Origin of the sequence: Hansschlegelia quercus (genome assembly GCF_004310425.1) — a bacterium.
Lineage (GTDB): Bacteria > Pseudomonadota > Alphaproteobacteria > Rhizobiales > Methylopilaceae > Methylopila > Methylopila quercus.
This window is the reverse complement of record NZ_SIUB01000002.1, coordinates 319,013-336,497: the sequence shown is the minus strand read 5'-3', so window position 1 is coordinate 336,497 and position 17,485 is coordinate 319,013. Positions and strand designations below refer to the sequence as shown.

Annotated in this window: 18 protein-coding genes; 6 read left to right on the top strand and 12 right to left on the bottom strand. The window is 69.1% G+C overall.

Annotated features, from left to right (window positions below):
* Positions 1–59: 59 nt before the first annotated feature.
* From acpS to rpoZ, 4 genes are all read right to left on the bottom strand, one after another.
* Positions 60–461 (bottom strand): holo-ACP synthase, encoded by a 402-nt coding sequence (gene acpS / locus EYR15_RS05615; RefSeq protein WP_131001925.1) that lies wholly within the window; start codon positions 459–461, stop codon positions 60–62.
* Positions 458–1,213, bottom strand: a complete 756-nt coding sequence (locus tag EYR15_RS05610) for a pyridoxine 5'-phosphate synthase (RefSeq protein ID WP_131001923.1) — start codon at positions 1,211–1,213, stop codon at positions 458–460. The genes acpS and EYR15_RS05610 overlap by 4 nt, the downstream gene beginning before the upstream one ends.
* 165 nt (positions 1,214–1,378) lie before the next feature.
* A complete protein-coding gene (locus tag EYR15_RS05605) occupies positions 1,379–3,592 on the bottom strand; it encodes a RelA/SpoT family protein (RefSeq protein WP_131002425.1) in 2,214 nt (737 codons plus the stop codon).
* A gap of 153 nt (positions 3,593–3,745) precedes the next feature.
* Positions 3,746–4,135: a DNA-directed RNA polymerase subunit omega gene (gene rpoZ / locus EYR15_RS05600; protein WP_131001922.1), complete on the bottom strand. Its 390-nt coding sequence runs from the start codon at positions 4,133–4,135 to the stop codon at positions 3,746–3,748.
* Positions 4,136–4,287: 152 nt separating this feature from the next.
* On the opposite strand from rpoZ, the gene EYR15_RS05595 reads away from it, so the two are divergent.
* Both EYR15_RS05595 and EYR15_RS05590 read left to right on the top strand, forming a co-directional pair.
* Entirely contained in the window at positions 4,288–4,875 is a 588-nt protein-coding gene (locus tag EYR15_RS05595) for a LabA-like NYN domain-containing protein (protein WP_131001920.1), read from the top strand.
* Between the two features lie 12 nt (positions 4,876–4,887).
* A complete protein-coding gene (locus tag EYR15_RS05590; protein WP_131001918.1) occupies positions 4,888–5,541 on the top strand; it encodes a uracil-DNA glycosylase in 654 nt (217 codons plus the stop codon).
* On the opposite strand, the gene EYR15_RS05585 is transcribed toward EYR15_RS05590, so the two are convergent.
* From EYR15_RS05585 to dapA, 3 genes are read right to left on the bottom strand one after another with little or no spacing between them, the layout of a single operon-like run.
* The gene (locus tag EYR15_RS05585) at positions 5,533–5,937 is read right to left on the bottom strand and encodes a DUF4345 domain-containing protein (RefSeq protein WP_131001916.1); all 405 of its coding nucleotides are present in this window, start codon (positions 5,935–5,937) and stop codon (positions 5,533–5,535) included. The two genes, EYR15_RS05590 and EYR15_RS05585, sit on opposite strands and share 9 nt — an antisense overlap.
* Complete coding sequence (gene smpB / locus EYR15_RS05580) at positions 5,934–6,410, bottom strand: SsrA-binding protein SmpB (RefSeq protein ID WP_131001914.1); 477 nt, start codon at positions 6,408–6,410, stop codon at positions 5,934–5,936. Before smpB ends, EYR15_RS05585 begins: the two co-directional genes overlap by 4 nt.
* A gap of 7 nt (positions 6,411–6,417) precedes the next feature.
* Entirely contained in the window at positions 6,418–7,341 is a 924-nt protein-coding gene (gene dapA, locus EYR15_RS05575) for a 4-hydroxy-tetrahydrodipicolinate synthase (RefSeq protein ID WP_131001912.1), read from the bottom strand.
* Positions 7,342–7,587: 246 nt separating this feature from the next.
* Between dapA and EYR15_RS05570 the strand changes: the two genes are divergently transcribed.
* On the top strand, positions 7,588–9,720 hold the full coding sequence (locus EYR15_RS05570) for a lytic transglycosylase domain-containing protein (RefSeq protein WP_131001910.1): 2,133 nt from the start codon (positions 7,588–7,590) through the stop codon (positions 9,718–9,720).
* Positions 9,721–9,863: 143 nt separating this feature from the next.
* On the opposite strand, the gene scpB is transcribed toward EYR15_RS05570, so the two are convergent.
* The 5 genes from scpB to cobA are packed head-to-tail and all read right to left on the bottom strand — an operon-like array spanning position 9,864 to position 14,508.
* Entirely contained in the window at positions 9,864–10,562 is a 699-nt protein-coding gene (gene scpB, locus EYR15_RS05565; RefSeq protein WP_131001908.1) for an SMC-Scp complex subunit ScpB, read from the bottom strand.
* Positions 10,559–11,371, bottom strand: coding sequence for a segregation and condensation protein A (locus EYR15_RS05560; RefSeq protein WP_131001906.1), 813 nt, complete (start codon positions 11,369–11,371; stop codon positions 10,559–10,561). The genes scpB and EYR15_RS05560 overlap by 4 nt, the downstream gene beginning before the upstream one ends.
* Positions 11,372–11,400: 29 nt before the next feature.
* A complete protein-coding gene (nagZ, locus tag EYR15_RS05555; protein ID WP_131001904.1) occupies positions 11,401–12,408 on the bottom strand; it encodes a beta-N-acetylhexosaminidase in 1,008 nt (335 codons plus the stop codon).
* Between the two features lie 49 nt (positions 12,409–12,457).
* Positions 12,458–13,756, bottom strand: coding sequence for a cobyrinic acid a,c-diamide synthase CobB (locus tag EYR15_RS05550; RefSeq protein WP_131001902.1), 1,299 nt, complete (start codon positions 13,754–13,756; stop codon positions 12,458–12,460).
* Complete coding sequence (cobA, locus tag EYR15_RS05545) at positions 13,753–14,508, bottom strand: uroporphyrinogen-III C-methyltransferase (RefSeq protein WP_245498165.1); 756 nt, start codon at positions 14,506–14,508, stop codon at positions 13,753–13,755. Before cobA ends, EYR15_RS05550 begins: the two co-directional genes overlap by 4 nt.
* Positions 14,509–14,559: 51 nt before the next feature.
* Here cobA and EYR15_RS05540 point away from each other — a divergent pair, with 51 nt between their 5' ends.
* Genes EYR15_RS05540 through cobM form a run of 3 tightly spaced genes read left to right on the top strand, consistent with a single transcriptional unit; the run spans position 14,560 to position 17,435 of the window.
* Entirely contained in the window at positions 14,560–15,390 is an 831-nt protein-coding gene (locus EYR15_RS05540; RefSeq protein ID WP_131001900.1) for a cobalt-precorrin-6A reductase, read from the top strand.
* 30 nt (positions 15,391–15,420) lie between these two features.
* On the top strand, positions 15,421–16,674 hold the full coding sequence (gene cbiE, locus EYR15_RS05535; protein ID WP_131001898.1) for a precorrin-6y C5,15-methyltransferase (decarboxylating) subunit CbiE: 1,254 nt from the start codon (positions 15,421–15,423) through the stop codon (positions 16,672–16,674).
* Entirely contained in the window at positions 16,671–17,435 is a 765-nt protein-coding gene (gene cobM / locus EYR15_RS05530) for a precorrin-4 C(11)-methyltransferase (RefSeq protein WP_131001896.1), read from the top strand. Before cbiE ends, cobM begins: the two co-directional genes overlap by 4 nt.
* The last annotated feature ends 50 nt before the right edge of the window (positions 17,436–17,485 follow it).

Here is a 17,485-nt window from a genome sequence, read left to right as displayed (position 1 = left end):
CCGCAGCGGCGCGTGATAGCCCCGGCGCAGGCCGGTGGCAATGAAGCGCGGCGTCGCGCTCAGGCCTTGGGCGCCGCGCTGATCACGACGACGGCCGCCGCGAGCGGAGACTCGTCGGTGAGCGTCAGATCGATCCGCGCCTCGTAGCCCGCGGGGGTCATCCGATCGAGATGCTCCTTCGCGCCACCGGTCAGCGCCAGCGTCGGCCGACCGGAGGGCAGGTTCACCACCCCCATGTCCCGCCAGAAAGTGCCATTCCGGAGGCCGGTGCCAAGCGCCTTCGCGCAGGCCTCCTTGGCGGCGAAGCGCTTGGCGAGCGTCGGCGCGGGCTCACCTCTCGCGAAGGCGCGCTTGCGTTCGAGATCGGTGAAGACGCGATCGAGAAACCGGTCGCCGAAGCGTTCGAGCGTCCGTTCGATCCGGCGGATGTCGCAGAGATCGTTGCCGATGCCGAGGATCATGAAGCAGGCCTCCTTCGTCCGCGTGCGATCGCGGCCTTCATCGTCCGGATCGTCTCCGGCAGCCCGACGGCGAGCGCCTCGCCGATGAGGAAATGCCCGATGTTGAGCTCGGCGATCTCCGGAAGCGCGGCGATCGTTTCGGCGCTCGCAAAATCGAGCCCGTGTCCTGCGTGGACTTCGAGACCGAGGCTCGCCGCAAGCGTGGCGCCGGCCGCCAACTTGGCGAACTCGGCGTCGGCCCGCCCGGTTTCGCCAGCGATCAGAGCCTCGCACCACGAGCCGGTGTGGAGCTCCACGATATGAGCGCCCATCAGCGCGGACTGCTCCAGCGCCTCCTCCTGGGGCTCCACGAACAGCGAGACGCGAATGCCGGCTGCCGCAAGCTCCTTCACGACTGGCGCGATCTGCGCCTTGGCGCCGACGACGTCGAGGCCGCCCTCCGTCGTCCGCTCCTCCCGCTTCTCGGGGACCAGGCAGCAGGCGTTGGGGCGCACCTTCAGGGCGATGGCCAGCATCTCCGGCGTCGCCGCCATCTCGAAGTTCAGCGGGGCCGCGACCTCCGCCCGGATACGCTCGATGTCGCGATCGCGGATGTGGCGGCGGTCTTCGCGCAGATGCGCCGTGATCCCCTCGGCTCCCGCCTCGGCCGCAAGATGGGCGAGCCTGACCGGGTCCGGCAGCATCCCGCCGCGGGCGTTTCGGACCGTCGCGACGTGGTCGATGTTGACGCCGAGCCTGATGTTTTCCGTCATGATGAGCTTGCCTGAACAGACGGTCTGCGTGCTTCGAGACGCCTGCTGACGCAGGCCTCAGCATGAGGACCGTTTAGAGCCAGAGACACCGGTCCTCATGCTGAGGAGCCGTCCGTAGGACGGCGTCTCGAAGCACGCAATCCCGTATCCGCTCTCTCGTTGGGATCAGCCGTTCACCCGCAGGATGTTGCTCACGACCGGCGCCTGCCGCAGGTCCGCGATGATCGCGCCGAGATGCTTGGCGTCGAACACGCCGAGATCGAAGACGATGTCGTGGAAATCCGGCGAACGCGAGACCATGCTCATGTCGTCGATGTTCGCCTCGTAGTTCGAGATGATGCCGGTGATCAGCGCGAGCGAGCCCGGCTCGTTGATCGACGTCACGACGATGCGCACGGGAAACCGCTCGCGTTTGGCGAGATCGACGTCCCAGCGGACGTCGAGCCAGCGCTCGGGATGGTCGTCGAAATCCTTCAGCGCAGGCGACTGGATCGGGTAGATCGTGATCCCCTGGCCGGGATCGAGAATGCCGACGATGCGGTCTCCCGGCACCGCGCCGCCGTTCGGCGCGAACCGCACCGGCAGATCGCCGCGCAAGCCCCGGATCGGCAGTGAAGGCCCCTGCCCGTCCGCGGGCTCCACCTCCGGCGCCTTGAAGCGCAGAGCGCCGGCCTGCTCCAGGCCGAACCAGCCATCGGCCGGCGCGGGCACGCCCATCGAGGTCTGCGGACGCTCGTCCTTCACTTCCGGGTATACGGCCCGGACCACGTCGATCGAGTGCATCTCGCCGCGTCCGACCGCAGCCAGCACGTCCTCGACGGACGCCCGCGCGAGCCGGTGCAGCACGCCGCGCAGACGCTCTTCCGCAAAGCTCTTGCCCGCGCGTTCGAACGCGCGCTGCACGATCTGGCGGCCGAGCCCGGCATATTGCGCCCTGACCGCTGAGCGCGTGGCTCGGCGGATCGCCGAGCGCGCCTTGCCGGTGACGACCAGCGCCTCCCAGGCCGCAGGAGGCGTCTGGGCGTCCGAGCGGATGATCTCGACCTCGTCGCCATTGTTCAGCGGCGTCACGAGCGACTCGCTCATGCCGTTGATCTTCACGCCCACGCACTCGTTGCCGACACTGGTGTGGACGGCGTAGGCGAAGTCGATCGGCGTCGCGCCGCGCGGCAGCGCGATCAGGCGGCCCTTCGGCGTGAAGCAGAACACCTGATCGTTGAACAGCTCGAGCTTGGTGTGCTCGAGGAACTCTTCCGGATTGTCGCCCTCGGCGAGCAGCTCCACGGTGCGTCGCAGCCAGCCATAGGCCCGGCTCTCGCGCGCCAGCACGTCGTTGTCCGGGCCCGCAGCGTCCTTGTAGAGCGCGTGCGCCGCGATGCCGTATTCGGCGAGCCGCTGCATCGCCTCGGTGCGGATCTGCACCTCGACGCGCTGATGGCCTGGGCCGACGATCGTGGTGTGGATCGAGCGGTAGTCATTGGCCTTCGGGGTCGAGATGTAGTCCTTGAACCGCCCCGGCACGGTCGGCCAGGCGGTGTGGAGCGCTCCGAGCGCCTGGTAGCAGGCAGGAACGTCGGGCGCGACGACGCGGAACGCGAAGATGTCCGAAAGCTGCTCGAAGGCTACGGACTTCCGCTCCATCTTCCGCCAGATCGAGTAGGGACGCTTCTGGCGGCCGGTGACCCGGGCCTTGAGGCCCGCTTTGGCGAAGATCTCCTCGAAGTTCTTCCGGATCTCCTCGATCGCCTCGACATTGCGCGCGGCGAGCCGGTTCAGCCGCTCCATGATGGTGGCGTAGGCGTCCGCAAAGAGCGTGCGGAAGCAGATGTCCTCCAGCTCCTCGCGCAGCGCCTGCATGCCCATGCGCGCGGCGAGCGGCGCATAGATGTCGAGCGTTTCCTGCGCGATGCGCGCCCTCTTTGACTGCGGCACGAAGTGAAGGGTGCGAAGGTTGTGCAGCCGGTCCGCCAGCTTCACGAGCAGGACGCGGACGTCCTCTGCGATCGCGAGCAGCAGGCGGCGCAGGTTCTCCGCCTGGGCCGCTTCCTTGGTGACGAGATCGAGCTTCTTGAGCTTGGTCAGCCCCTCGACGAGAGAGCCGATCTGCTTGCCGAACAGCGCGTCGATCTCATCGCGCGTGGTGTCGGTGTCCTCAATGGTGTCGTGCAGCAAGGCCGCCACGATCGTCGCATCATCGAGCCTGAGTTCGGTGAGGATCGCCGCGACTTCGAGGGGATGCGAGAAATACGGGTCGCCCGACGCGCGAAGCTGAAGGCCATGCGCCTTCATCGCGTAGACGTAGGCGCGGTTGAGCAGGGCTTCGTCGGCGTTGGGATTGTACGCCTTGACGCGCTCGACCAGCTCGTATTGCCGCATCATGCCGTAGTGCCGAACCGTCTCGCCGCGTGGAATCAATCGAAGATATCGGCGGCCGCCTACCAGCGCACAAGAATTACCAATTCGAGCGTAAAAAAACGCCGCCGCGGAAATCCGCGACGGCGTCACATCAGTCCAGATATGAAGCGCCGCGCCTCAGCCCTCGTCGTCGTCGGTCTCCGCCGGCGGCACCAGGCCTTCGAGGCCGCGGAGGAGATCCTCCTCGGTCATGCGATCGAAGGAGATGTTGCCGTCATCGTCGGGCGACCCGCCGGAGCCGGCAAGCGCGGGAACGGCCTCGGCTTCGGGCTCGTCGACCTCGACGTACTTCTGCAGCGAGTGGATCAGGTCTTCGCGAAGATCGGCGGGCGCCACCGTCTCCTCGGCGATCTCGCGGAGCGCGACGACCGGGTTCTTGTCGTTGTCGCGATCGACCGTGATCTGCTGACCAGCGGAAATCAGACGGGCGCGATGCCCCGCGAGCAGAACGAGGTCGAAGCGGTTGTCGACCTTGTCGATGCAATCCTCGACGGTGACGCGGGCCATGTGGCGCGCTCCTATGATCGGTCGCTTGGGATTAGGATGAGCGCGGTCTTTACCGCGGGGCGTCTCCCGTGGCAAGCACGCGGAAGCGCTTCGCCGTCAGCGGCCGCGGGCGCTCCATTTTCAATCCTTTTTCCGAAGAAAGACGATACGCTATGTTCTATTCCGATGAGCGCTTAGGCCTGTTCATCGACGGCGCGAACCTCTATGCGACCGCCCGCGGCTGCGGATTCGACATCGATTTCAGACGTCTACTGCGTGATTTTCAGAGCCGCGGCTATCTGATCCGCGCCTATTACTACACCGCGCTCGCAGAAGACCTGGAAGTGTCCACGATCCGGCCTTTGATCGACTGGCTCGACTATAACGGTTACACGGTCGTGACGAAGCCGATCAAGGAGTTCACCGACACGCAAGGTCGACGCAAGGTGAAGGGGAATCTCGATATCGAGCTCGCGATCGACGCGCTGGAGCTCGCTGAGAAGCTCGACCACATGGTGCTGTTCTCGGGCGACGGCGATTTCACGCCTCTGGTGGCGGCCATGCAGCGGCGCGGGGTCAGGGTCACCGTCGTCTCGACCGTGACCACCCAGCCGGCGATGATCGCAGACGACCTTCGCCGTCGCGCCGACCACTTCCTCGACTTGGCGGAGCTGGCGCCGCGGATCGGCCGGGATCCCGCCGAGCGCGTGGCTCGCGAAGCGCGCCGAAACGCCGCGATCGACGCCGCGCCAGAGGTCTGACGGTTCAGGCCGATGGTCCTTGTAGAGCCGTCGCCTGCGCCGGAAGCGCCGTCGCGGGATTGCCCGCTATGCCCTCGCCTGGCGGCGTTCCGTGAGGAGCAGCGAGCGCGCTTTCCCGACTGGCACAACGCCCCGGTTGATTCCTTTGGTCCGGTCGGCGCGCGGCTGCTGATCGTCGGCCTCGCGCCAGGCTTGAGGGGCGCCAACCGCACGGGCCGTCCCTTCACCGGCGACTACGCGGGCGATCTGCTCTACGCGACCCTGATCAACTTCGGCTTTGCGACGGGACGCTTCGAAGCCCGGCCAGACGACAGCCTCGTCCTCCTCGACGCCCGGATCGCGAACGCGGTCCGCTGCGTGCCGCCGCAAAACAAGCCTGAACCCTCGGAGATCCGGACCTGCCGCAGGTTCCTGGAGAGCGAGCTTGAGGCTCTGCCGGCCGGCGGCGCCATCGTGGCGCTCGGCCGCATCGCTCATGAGAGCGTGCTTCGGGCTCTCGGCGCAAAGCTGAAGGACGCCCCGTTCGGCCACAATACGGAGCACAGCATCGGAGCCGTCGCGCTGTTCGATAGCTACCACTGCTCCCGCTACAACACGAACACCGGCGTACTGACGACCGAGATGTTCGAGGCGGTCTTCGCCAAGGTCCGCCACCATCTAGGCTGAAGATGAGACGCTTAATCGATGCGCCAATCGCGCCTGCCAAAGGCAGAGCGCCGGCGTCACGATCAGCTCCATCACCAGCCCGAACAACATCGGCGCCGGCGGCGCGTCGCCGACAAAAACGCCGTAGAGCCGTGCGAGCCCTCCAAGGACGACGATCGCCGTCAGCAGACGATAGCGGCCGCTATGGCGTTCCGGCCGACCCAGCGTCGCCCAGAACGCGAGCCCTATTCCCAGCAGCAGCCCCGAGAGATAGCGAACATGGCTGTCGAGCGCCGGCCCGTGCACGTCGAGAAAGCCGGCGCCGGTGACGATCCCGCTCAATCCTGCGGAGACCGGGACAAGCCCGGCGATCGCGACAATCCCGCGGAACGCCCACCGCTCCGCAAAAAAGCTCATCCTCGGTCTCGCATGATCCGAGACTTGTCCCGGTTCCAGGTGCGCTCCTTGTCGGCTTCGCGCTTGTCGTGGAGCTTCTTGCCGCGGGCGAGCGCGATCTCGACCTTTGCGCGGCCGCGGTCGTCGAAATAGATCTTCAGCGGCACAACCGTCATGCCCTCGCGGGTCACGGCGCCGGTGAGCTTGTTGATCTGCGCCTCGTGCAGCAGCAGCTTCCGCGGGCGCTTGGCTTCGTGGTTGAAGCGGTTCGCCTGCAGATATTCGGGGATGTAGGCGTTGTAGAGGAACACCTCGCCGTTGAACTCGCCGGCATAGGCGTCGCCGATCGTGGCCTTTCCTTCGCGCAGCGACTTCACCTCGGTCCCGACGAGCACGATGCCGGCTTCGATTGTCTCGCCAATTTCGTAGTTGAAGCGGGCTTTTCGGTTGTCCGCGACGATACGGTAGCGGGCGTTCGGGTCCTTTGCGTTCATGACGGCGTCAAACGGCGACCGCCCGCACAGGCGCCGCGTTCGGGCGGAGCAGGTCGGCGGCCTCGAGCGCCGCGCGGATCTTGGTCCGGGTCGCGTCCGAGCAGGGGGCCATCGGCAGCCGCATGGTCTCGCCGCAGCGGCCGAGCATGTTGAGCGCGACCTTGGCCGGGCCGGGGTTCGATTCGCAGAACAGATCGACATGAAGCCCGTAGAGCCGGTCCTGGAACGCGAGCGCGGAGGCGTAGTCGCCCGCCATGCAGGCCTCCTGGAACGCTGCGCAGGGGCCGGGCGCGACGTTCGACGCGACCGAGATGCAGCCGTGCCCGCCATGCGCCATGAAACCAAGCGCGGTCACGTCCTCGCCCGAGAGCTGGATGAAATCCGGCCCGAGCTTGGCGCGCTGCTGCGAGACGCGCGCGATGTTCGCGGTCGCGTCCTTCACGCCGACGATGTTCGGTAGTTCATAGAGCCGCGCCATCGTGTCGACGTTCATGTCGATGACGGAGCGGCCGGGGATGTTGTAGATCAGGATCGGCAGAGCCGTGACGTCGGCGATCGCCTTGAAGTGGGCGTAAAGGCCCTCCTGGGTCGGCTTGTTGTAATAGGGCGTCACGACGAGCAGACCGTCGGCCCCGTCTCTCTCGGCATGCTGGGCGAGCGACACCGCCTCGCGGGTCGAGTTCGACCCCGCGCCCGCGATGACGGGCACGCGGCCCTTCGACTCCTCGACGCACCAGCGCACGACGCTGTGGTGCTCCTCATGGCCGAGCGTCGGGCTCTCCCCGGTGGTGCCGACCGGCACGAGGCCATGAGTGCCTTCTGCGATCTGCCAGTCGACCAGCGAGCGGAACGCGCCCTCGTCGAGCGCGCCGTCTTCGCGCATCGGCGTGACGAGCGCGGTGATGGAGCCGAGGAACTGAGGCTGGGTCATCGTCTTCGAGTTTCTCGCGCCGCGCCGCTTGGAAACGCGGTCGTCGCGGATTGGTGATGGCGCTTCGCCTTGCCGGCGTCACGTTCGATCGACCTAGATAGCCGCGCCGCGGCCGAACGGAAAGCCCGACCATGCTCGCGCCGCCTAATGTCTCGGTTAGCGTTTCGTAAAGTCCGCACGTCGAAACTGAGGCTTCGAACGAGTCCGGGAACCGGCCCGGAACGCCAAGCCTCAAGTCGAGAGATCATGTCCGCGTTTCATGTCCTGCTTCGCGGCGCCGCCGTCGTCAGCGTTCTCATTTCCGCGCATGCCGCCGCTATCGCCCTGGAAGCGCCGGGCTTCGGACCTGACGCCGACGCCTCGTCCGCCGAGACGATGAAGGCTGCGGGGGAGATCGTGCTCGCCTACGACACTGAGGTCACGGGCGCGATTTCGTCGACATCCAGAGCGACTCCGAACCCGAGCGTGTCGTCTAACGACGTCGCGCAGATCCGCGCCGCGATCCAGGCGTTCGAGCGCGGCGACGCCGCCGGCGCCCGCGCGCTGCGCGCCCAGGTCTCCGATCCCGGCGCAGTCACCCTGCTCGACTGGCTGCAGATCAGGCTGGCCTCGCGCACCTGCGGCTTCGCGCAGATCGACGCGTTCTACCGCGTCCATCGCGACTGGCCTTTGGCCTCCATGGTCCGCCGCCGGGCCGAGGAAGCGCTTTGGCTCGAGAACGTTCCGGCTGCGACGGTGCGCGCCTTCTTCGCCGCGAACGGCAAGCCGGAACGGGCCGAGGGCAAGCTCGCCCTTGCCCGCGCGCTTCTCGCCGCCGGGGACCGCGCCTCGGCCGCGAGCCTCGCCAAGGACGCCTACCGTTCCGACGGCCTCGACGGCCAGCTCGAGCAGCAGACCCTTTCGACATTCGGGTCGATGTTCTCCGCCGCGGATCATCGCGCCCGCGCCGAGATGCGTTTCCTGTCCGACGAAGTTGACGCCGGCATGCGCGCTGCAACCCGCGCCGGCGGATCCTACGCAGCGGTCGCCAAGGCGCGCGCCGCCGTCATCCGCAAATTGCCGAACGCGGCCGCGCTGCTGGCGGCGGTGCCGAGCTCGGCGCGGTCCGATCCGGGCTTCATGTTCGCCGCCGCCAAATTCAACCGGCGCGCCGAGCGCCCCAAGGAGGCTGCGGCCGCCATCGCCTCGGCGCCGCGCGGCGGGGCCGCGCTGGTCGATCCCGACGCCTGGTCGGTCGAGCGACGGGTGATCGCCCGCGACCTGCTCGACATCGGCGACGCCCGCGGCGCCTATCAGGTGCTCGCGCGCGACGAGCCGAGCTCGGACAGCGACAAAGTCGAGTCGAACATGCTCGCCGGCTTCATCGCTCTCCGCGCCATGAACGACCCCAGGACGGCCGCCCGTCACTTTGCGATCGTCCAGAGGGAAGCGACGATTCCTGGTACGCTGTCGCGAGCGCTCTATTGGCAGGGCCGCGCCCTCGAAGCGTCCAACGATCGCGCTTCCGCCCGTGTCTCCTACGAACGCGCCGCGCGCTACGTCACCAGCTATTACGGGCAGATCGCGCGCGCGCGCCTCGGCTTGCCGGACCTGCCGATCCGCTCACTCCCGACACCGACCGCGACGGACCGCGCCACGTTCGGCGCCCGGCTGTCGGTCCGCGCGATCGACCTGCTCTACCGGGCCGGCGAGCGCGAGCTCGCTTTGCCGCTCGTAGCCGCGCTCGCCGACGATCTGAAGAGCCCCGGCGAGGTCGTCCTGCTCGGCGCACTGACGCAGCGCTATCAGGATCCCCGCGCGACCCTTACCGTCGGCAAGGCCGGCCTCAACAATGGGTTTGCGGTGGACGCCCTCGCCTACCCGACCGGCGGCGTCCCGAGCTATCGCCCGGTCGGCCCCGCCATCGAGCCGCCCGTCGTCCATGCCATCGCGCGGCAGGAGAGCGCCTTCAACCCGCAGGCGGTGAGCCACGCGAACGCGCGCGGGCTGCTGCAGATGCTGCCCTCGACGGCCGCAAAGACGGCGAAGAACGCTGGCGTCGCCTTCGATGCGCGTCGCCTCACGTCCGATCCCGCCTTCAACGCGCAGCTCGGCGCCGCGCATCTCGGCGAACTCGCGCGCGACTTCGACGGCTCCTACGTGATGGTGTTCGCGGCCTACAACGCCGGCACGAGCCGTGTGACCCAATGGGTCCAACGCTATGGCGACCCGCGCAAACCCGACACCGACCCCGTCGACTGGGTCGAGCGCATCCCCTTCACCGAAACGCGCAACTATGTGCAGCGGGTGATGGAGAACACGCAGGTCTACCGCGCACGACTCAACGGCCGCACGTCGCTGCTGATCGACCGTGACATGACGCGCGGGGCCAACCGGTAAGCCGCACGTCCAGATGCTGCGTGCGTCGAGACGCCTGCTCCGCAGGCTCCTCAGCATGAGGATCGGTGAGGCCTTTCCGATCTCCGTATGCTGAGGAGCGCCAAAGGCGCGTCTCAAAGCACGCAAGCCGTCGCCGTACAGCCTTACTCCTCCTCCCGCCCGAACGGATCGCCATCCCCCAGCGGCTCCTCGTCCTCACCGAGCGAGTCGTCATCCGACGGCGGGGCCATGTCCAGGCCCGGGGGCAGGCGGGCGTCGAGCAGGCCAGCGGCCTTGAGCTCGGCAAGGCCCGGCAGGTCGGAAACCTGCTCCAGACCGAAATGGTCAAGGAAGCCGGGCGTGGTGCCGAAAGTCACCGGCCGGCCCGGCGCGCGCCTGCGGCCACGGAGCTTGATGAAGCCCGCCTCCAGCAGCGTCTCCAGCGTGCCGCGCGAGGTCGCGACGCCGCGGATCTCCTCGATCTCGGCGCGGGTCGCCGGCTGATGATAGGCGATGATCGCCAGCGTCTCGATCGCCGCGCGAGAAAGCTTCCGGATCTCGCGCGCTCCGTCCGCGACCGAGGCGGCGAGATCGGGCGCCGTGCGGAAGGCCCAGGCTGCGCCGACGTGCCGGAGGTTCACGCCGCGGACCGCGTAATCCTCGGCGAGCGCGCGCAGGACGAGACGGAGGTCGGCGCCCTCGGGAAGGCGGCCCGCCAGCGCCCTTTCCTCGACCGGCTCCGGCGCCGCAAACAGCAGCGCCTCGACGATCCGCACATGCAGCGGATCGACCCGCGCACGTTCGTCCTCGGTCAGCCGTCCGTCGAGACCCGGGATCGCAAAGGTCGGCTGCTCGAAGCTCATCGCTCGTCCGTCGATGAGGCGAGCGCAAGCGGCGCGCCGGAGCGGACGAACAACGGCCCGAACAGCCGGTCCTGACGAAGCTCTACCCTGCCCTCACGCGCAAGCTCCAGCGAGGCGCCGAAGCCTGCGGCGAGCACCGAGGCGCGCATTTCGGGCGTCATGTAGCGCAGCAGCAGCGCGTCGAGCCGGGACCAGTTCGCGGACCTTCCGACGAGCCGCTCCAGCGCCTCGCGCGCCTCGGCGAGCGTCCATGTCGGCCGGCGCGCGACGGTATGGGAGGTGACGAGGTTGCGCGTGCGCTGGCGGGCGTAGGCTGTCAGTAGGTCGTAGAGAGTGGCGGTCCAGATCGGCGCGCCCGGTGTCGCCTCCTCGGCTCGTTCGCCTCGGGCGAACACGTCGCGCTCCAACAAAGGCCGGTCGAGCAGCGCGGTGCCGGCGCGGCGCATGGCCTCCAGCCGGCGCAGGCGGAAGGCGAGCGCAGCTGCGACTATTTCCGGCGGTGTTTCGTCGTCGTCCGAGACAGGGTCGGGCGCGAGCAGCCGGGATTTGAGGTAAGCGAGCCATGCCGCCATGACGAGATAGTCGGCGGCGAGATCGAGGCGTTCGGCGCGGGCGGCTTCTACGAAGGCGAGATACTGCTCGGCGAGATCCAGGATCGAGATCCGCGCGAGATCGACCTTCTGACGGCGGGCGAGGTCGAGCAGCAGATCGAGCGGCCCCTCGAAGCCGTCGACGTCGACGACGAAGGCGGGGCCGTCCGGCCTCTCCCGCTGGTCGGCCTCGAAAGCCGTCTCGTCACGCTCGGCCAAGGGCGGGTCGCCTCCGCGGGAAAGTCGAGTCAGGCGAGCAGGCTGTCACGCTTTTCGCGGAGCGCCGCGATATCGACCGCGCCGGCCGGCAAGAGCATCGCGGACGCCGCCGCCGCGCGTTCCGCTGCGCGTCCTTCGAGAAGCGGCGACGCCGCCGCGACTTCGAGCATCTCGTCCATCGCGCCGTTGCAATGCAAGGCGATGTCGCAGCCCGCGCGAAGCGCCCGCGAGGCCGAAACGCCGACGCTGCCCGACAGCGCCTTCATCGAGAGGTCGTCGGACATCAGCAGGCCTTCGAAGCCGATCAGCCCGCGCACGATCTCGGAGATGACGACGGGCGACAGCGTCGCCGGTCGTTCGGGGTCGATCGCCTCGAACACGATGTGCCCGGTCATGCCCAATGGCGCGTCGGCCAGCGCCTGAAATGTCTTGAAGTCGGACGCCTCCAGCGTCGCGCGATCGGCCGTCACGCGCGGAAGGTGATAATGGCTATCGACGGTCGCGCGTCCGTGTCCGGGGATGTGTTTGACGACTGGCAGCACCCCGCCGGCGAGCATGCCCGAGACGACCGCGCCGCCGAGCGCCGCGACCCCCTCGACGGTGCGCGCATAGGCGCGGTCGCCGATCGCGTCGGTCATGCCATCGGCGGGAAGGTCGAGCACGGGCAGGCAATCGATCGTGATCCCGAGCGCCGCAAGCTCCGCCGCGATCAGCTGGGCGCCTGCCCGCGCCGCCTCGACCGCAGCTTCCGGATCGGTGTCGTAGCGCTCGCCATAGCGCGCCGCAGGAGGATGGCCGAGCGCCAGAGGCGGCTTCAGCCGCTGCACACGGCCGCCTTCCTGATCGATCAGCACGTGAGCGTCCATGCGGCCGACCGCCTGGCGGAAGGAGGCGCAGAGCGCGGACACCTGCTCAAGCGACGCGATGTTGCGTCCGAACAGGATCAGCCCCCAGGGCTGCGCCTCGCGCAGGAAATCACGCTCTCGCTGAGTGAGCTGAAGGCCTTCGCAGCCGCAGATGAACGCGCGCACGGACATTCGCGGACCATGGACGAGTTGCGGCGGCGGGCGCAAGCGCGTCTAGGGCTCAAGACCCGTCGATCATGTGCAGGAACGAGCCGCAGACGCTTCCGCGCCGCAAGCCGACCGACGCCCCGCCGACCTCAAACAGCGGATCGCCGGCCTCAGACGCCGTTGTCGCGTAATGGAACTCGTGCGCCCGGAACGCCGCGCCCGCGTCCCCAAGCGGTCCAGACGCCGCAAGCGTGGCGTGGCGATAGCCGAGATGGAGTTTTCGGGCGGAGAAGGAGGTTTCCAGGCCGAGCAGCCCAAGCATCGCGTGGCGCGCGCCTTCGGCGTCGACGAGGCCTTCGCCGAGCGTCATGTAGCCCCCGCACTCGCCATAGACTGCAGCCCCACGACCGGGCGCCGCGCGCATCCCAGCGCCGAAACGTGACGCGCCAGCGAGTCGCCCGGCGTGAAGCTCGGGATAGCCGCCCGGCAGGAACACCGCATCAGAATCGGAGGCTGGCGCCTCGTCGGCGAGCGGAGAGAACGGGGCGATCTCCGCGCCCGCCTTTCGCCAGCCCATGAGCACATGCGGATAGGCGAACCGGAACGCGGCGTCGGCCGCCACCGCGATCTTCTGGCCGAACGGGCGGATCGTCGGACGCGGAAGCGCCTCTCCCGACGTCGGCGCCGGCCGCGCGATCGCGCGTAACCGGTCGAGGTCGACATGCGCCGCGACGAGCCGGCCGGCGTCGGCGATCAGCGCGTGGAGCTCGGGCAACTCTTCCGCTTGCACCAGACCGAGATGGCGCGAGGGCGTGCGGAGCTCATTCGTCCGCGGCAGGGCGCCAAAGACCGGAACGCCAGCCGCATCGCAGCCGAGCCGCAGCAGCGCCTCGTGACGTGGGCTTGCGACGCGATTGAGGATGACGCCCGCGACCGTCACGCCCTCTCGAAATCCTGCGAACCCGCGCGCAATCGCGCCGGCCGACTGAGCCATCCCCGACGCGTCGAGCACCAGCACGACCGGCGCGCCAAGCGTGGCGGCGACATCGGCCGCGCCGCCATGGCCTTCGATCCCAGGTTCGGCGGCATGGTCGAACAGGCCCATGACGCCTTCGACCACCATGAGCTCGGCGCCCCTCCCCGCCTCCTGGGCGAGCGCAAGCAGGCGGGCGCGGCGCATCGCCCAGCCGTCAAGGTTGAGGCTCGGCCGCCCGCTCGCGGCCTCATGGAAGCGCGGGTCGATGTAGTCTGGGCCGATCTTGGCGGAGGCGACCACGACGCCGGCGTTTCGGAAGGCTCGGAGCAGACCGAGCGTGACGATGGTCTTGCCTGAACCGCTCGACGGCGCGGCGACGACGAAAGCGGGCGTCATCGGGCGGGGCTGAGCACGGGCGCGAGCGCGACGACCCGGCCGAAGACGAGGATCGCCGGCGATTCCGCGCCGTCAGTCCCTCCGCCTTCCACCAGCGCGCCGAGCGTGGTCACGAAGACCTTTTGGCGCGGCGTGGACGCGTGGCTCACGACGGCGCAGGGCTCGTCCTCGGGCCGCCCGGCGGCGAGCAGACGCGCGGCGATCTCCCGCATCAACCGGAAACCCATATAGACCACCAGCACCGGCGACCCGGCCGAGAGCGCCGCCCAGTCCAGCCGCTCCGAGAGCTTTCCGGAGGCGTCGTGAGCGGTGATGAAGGTGACCGCCTGGTTGACGTCGCGATGCGTGACCGGGATGCCCGCGGCGGCCAAGCCGCCGATCCCCGCCGTGACGCCCGAGGCCACGCGGAACGGCGTTCCGGCGGCGACCAGCCCCTGCGCCTCTTCCGCGCCGCGCCCGAAGACGTAGGGGTCGCCGCCCTTCAGGCGCACGACCCTTTTGCCCTCCTGCGCAGCCGCGATCAGTCGCGCAGTGATCTCCGACTGCTTGGGCGACGGGCAGCCCGCGCGCTTGCCGACGAAGACGAACTCGCAGCCGCCTTTCGCGAGCCTCAAAACCTCCTCATTCACGAGCGCATCGAAGAAGACGACTTCGGCCTGAGCGAGGGCCCAGGCTGCCTGCAACGTGAGAAGACCAAGATCGCCAGGACCCGCGCCGACGAGCCAGACGCAACCGGCGGGAAAAGGCGGCATGGCGCCCGCGATAGCGGACGGCAGGACGACGGGATACGGGGGGAGAGTTCCATGGGGCAACACGGGCGACATGCGGCGGACCATGCAGATTTCGCAGCCGTCGCACAATCTCGGCCGGAGCCGGGGCGGCCGCGTATTCTGGTTCTGGGCGGCTCGACGGAAGGCTTCGCCGCGGCGGAAGCCCTGACCGCAGCAGGCTACGAGGTGATCTCCTCCTTCGCCGGCAGAACCAAAACGCGTCGCAGCGCCGTTGGTGAGGAGCGCGTCGGAAGCTTCGGCGGGGCGAAGGGCCTCGGCGCGTATCTCGCGGTCGAGAACATAGCGGCGGTGGTCGACGCGCTGCATCCGTTCGCCTCGAAGATGAAGGCCAATGCCGGGATCGCCTGCGCAGATACCGGCACGCCGATCGTCCACATCGACCGTCCGCAATGGCGGCGCGAGCCGGGCGACGACTGGCGAATCGTCTCCGATGTCGCGGCGGCCGCCGCCGCGACGCCCGCCACCGCCGGCGTCTGCCTGCTGACGATCGGACGCCAGCACATCAAGGCCTTCGAGAAGCGGAAGGACCTTGAGCTCCTGATCCGCGTCATAGATCCCCCGGAGAGGCCGTTCCGCCACAAGCGGGCGACCTTCCTCGCCCAGCGCGGGCCGTTCGCGCTGGAGGCGGAGCGCGCGCTGTTTGCCGAGCGCAACGTCACATGCCTCGTCGCGAAGAACAGTGGATCGCATGCCGCGGAAGCCAAGCTGATCGTCGCGCGCGAGCGCGGCATCCCGGTCGTCATCGTCGACCGCCCGGTCGCGCCCGACAGCCCGACCGTCGCCGACGTCGACCTGGCGGTGGCGGAGGTCGGCAGAATGCTCGCTGAAGCTGGGGCGTGCTAAGGGACGGGCTTTGCTGAACCCGGAGCCGTCATGCCGTCCGCAGCTCTCCAGCCGCAGCCTGACCCGGATCGTCGCTGGCTGACGGTGGTCGGCCTCGGCGAGGACGGCGCGTCCTCGCTCGGGCTAGAGGCGTTGGCCACGCTCGAGGCGGCGGAGATGCTCGTCGGCGGGGCGCGTCATCTGGCGCTGGTCGGCGAGGCGCTTGCGCCGCGCGCGACGCGCCATGTCTGGCCTTCCCCGATGCTGCCCTTCGTCGAGACCGTCGCCGGGTGGCGCGGCCGGCGCGTCGTCGTGCTGGCAAGCGGCGACCCGCTGCTCTACGGCGTTGCCACGACCTTCCTAGCCCACGTCGAAGCGGCCGAAATGCGCGTCATACCGGCAGTCTCAGCGTTTCCGCTCGCTTGCGCGGCGATGGTTTGGCCGCAAGCTGCGACCCGGCTGGTCTCCGCCTGCGGCCGGCCGGTCGAGGGGCTCGCGCTGGAGCTGTTCGACGGCGCGCGGATCGTGCTGTTTTCCGCTGACGGCGGGACGCCCGCAGCGGCCGCCCGCTTGCTCGTCGCTCACGGCTACGGCGAGAGCCGGATGACGGTGCTCGAACGGCTCGGCTCCTCGGCCGCGAACGCTTTCTCGCTGACCGCCTCCTCCTTGGGCGATCGCCGTTTCGACGCGCTCAACACGGTCGCGATCGAGGCTGTCGCTGGGCCGGACGGGCGGCCGCTCCCGCGCGCGCCGGGTCTTCCGGACGACGCGTTCGAAAATGACGGCCAGATCACCCGCCGCGAGATCCGCGCCGTCACGCTCGCTCGCCTCGCGCCGATGCCGGGCGCGCTGCTGTGGGATGTCGGCGCCGGCTCGGGCTCGATCGGCATTGAATGGCTGCGCGCCGGCGGCGGACGGGCGATCGGGCTGGAGCCGCGCCCCGATCGTGCGGCGCGCGCCCGAGAAAACGCGGCGTGGCTGGGCGTGCCTACGCTCGACATCCGAGAGGCGCGCGCGCCGGAAGGTCTCAATGGCCTGCCCGCGCCCGACGCCGTGTTTCTCGGCGGCGGCGCCTCCGTTCTCGGAGTTATGGAGGCCTGCTGGGCTGCACTGAAGCCCGGAGGTCGCCTTGTCGCGAACGCGGTGACGATCGAGACCGAGGCCCGCCTGTTCGCCGCGCGGACCGAGTGGGGCGGCGATCTCGTGCGGATCGAGGCGTCCTACGCCGACGCCGTTGGCCGCATGACGGGATGGCGCCCGGCGATGCCGGTGACGCAATACGCCGTGACGAAGCCCATGCGATGACCGTTCACTTTATCGGCGCGGGGCCGGGAGACCCCGACCTCATCACCGTGCGCGGCCGCGACCTGATCGCCCGCTGCCCCGTCTGCCTCTACGCTGGGTCGCTCGTGCCCGCCGCGGTCGTGGCCTACGCGCCGGCGGGGGCGCGCGTGATCGACACGGCGTCGCTTGCGCTCGACGAGATCGTCGGGGAGATGCAGGCGGCGCATGCGCGAGGCGAGGACGTTGCCCGAGTCCATTCCGGCGACCCCTCGCTCTACGGCGCTACGGCCGAGCAGTTCGCCACGCTGCGCGAACGGAACATTCCTTACGAGATCACGCCCGGCGTCCCCGCCTTCGCCGCCGCCGCCGCGCGGCTTGGCGTCGAGCTCACGGTTCCGGAGGTCGCGCAGACGGTGACGCTCAGCCGCCTTTCCGGCCGCGCCTCCAGGATGCCGGAGGCGGAGACGCTCGCGGCTGTAGCGGCCTCTCGCGGCACGCTCGTCCTGCACCTCGCGGCCAAGCAGCTCGCGCGGATCACAGACGAGCTGACGCCGCTCTACGGCGCTGATTGCCCCGCCGCGTTCGTCGCGCGGGCGACATGGCCGGACGAGGCTATCGTCGTCTCGACGCTGGGACGCATCGTGGAGGACGCGGCGCCGCTCGGCGTCGAGCGGACGGCGCTGGTGATCGTGGGATGGGCGCTTGCCGGCGCAGGCGGGGCGCGGAGCGCGCTCTATGCGGCGGAGCACGACCGCCATCTGAAGCCCGCTGCTTCAGAATGAGCAGCGGGGCGGGCTGTGCGTGCTCCGAGAAGCCGCAGAGCGGCCGTCTC

Bases quoted from the DNA above. Each gene is read 5' to 3' on its own strand.
- nagZ (WP_131001904.1), bottom strand. From the start codon at position 12,408: ATGTCCGTGCGCGCGTTCATCTGCGGCTGCGAAGGCCTTCAGCTCACT.
- dapA (WP_131001912.1), bottom strand. From the start codon at position 7,341: ATGACCCAGCCTCAGTTCCTCGGCTCCATCACCGCGCTCGTCACGCCG.
- EYR15_RS05585 (WP_131001916.1), bottom strand. From the start codon at position 5,937: ATGAGCTTTTTTGCGGAGCGGTGGGCGTTCCGCGGGATTGTCGCGATC.
- rpoZ (WP_131001922.1), bottom strand. From the start codon at position 4,135: ATGGCCCGCGTCACCGTCGAGGATTGCATCGACAAGGTCGACAACCGC.
- EYR15_RS05540 (WP_131001900.1), top strand. From the start codon at position 14,560: ATGGGGCAACACGGGCGACATGCGGCGGACCATGCAGATTTCGCAGCC.
- EYR15_RS05550 (WP_131001902.1), bottom strand. From the start codon at position 13,756: ATGACGCCCGCTTTCGTCGTCGCCGCGCCGTCGAGCGGTTCAGGCAAG.
- cbiE (WP_131001898.1), top strand. From the start codon at position 15,421: ATGCCGTCCGCAGCTCTCCAGCCGCAGCCTGACCCGGATCGTCGCTGG.
- smpB (WP_131001914.1), bottom strand. From the start codon at position 6,410: ATGAACGCAAAGGACCCGAACGCCCGCTACCGTATCGTCGCGGACAAC.
- EYR15_RS05590 (WP_131001918.1), top strand. From the start codon at position 4,888: ATGGTCCTTGTAGAGCCGTCGCCTGCGCCGGAAGCGCCGTCGCGGGAT.
- cobA (WP_245498165.1), bottom strand. From the start codon at position 14,508: ATGCCGCCTTTTCCCGCCGGTTGCGTCTGGCTCGTCGGCGCGGGTCCT.
- scpB (WP_131001908.1), bottom strand. From the start codon at position 10,562: ATGAGCTTCGAGCAGCCGACCTTTGCGATCCCGGGTCTCGACGGACGG.
- acpS (WP_131001925.1), bottom strand. From the start codon at position 461: ATGATCCTCGGCATCGGCAACGATCTCTGCGACATCCGCCGGATCGAA.
- cobM (WP_131001896.1), top strand. From the start codon at position 16,671: ATGACCGTTCACTTTATCGGCGCGGGGCCGGGAGACCCCGACCTCATC.
- EYR15_RS05610 (WP_131001923.1), bottom strand. From the start codon at position 1,213: ATGACGGAAAACATCAGGCTCGGCGTCAACATCGACCACGTCGCGACG.
- EYR15_RS05570 (WP_131001910.1), top strand. From the start codon at position 7,588: ATGTCCGCGTTTCATGTCCTGCTTCGCGGCGCCGCCGTCGTCAGCGTT.
- EYR15_RS05605 (WP_131002425.1), bottom strand. From the start codon at position 3,592: ATGATGCGGCAATACGAGCTGGTCGAGCGCGTCAAGGCGTACAATCCC.
- EYR15_RS05595 (WP_131001920.1), top strand. From the start codon at position 4,288: ATGTTCTATTCCGATGAGCGCTTAGGCCTGTTCATCGACGGCGCGAAC.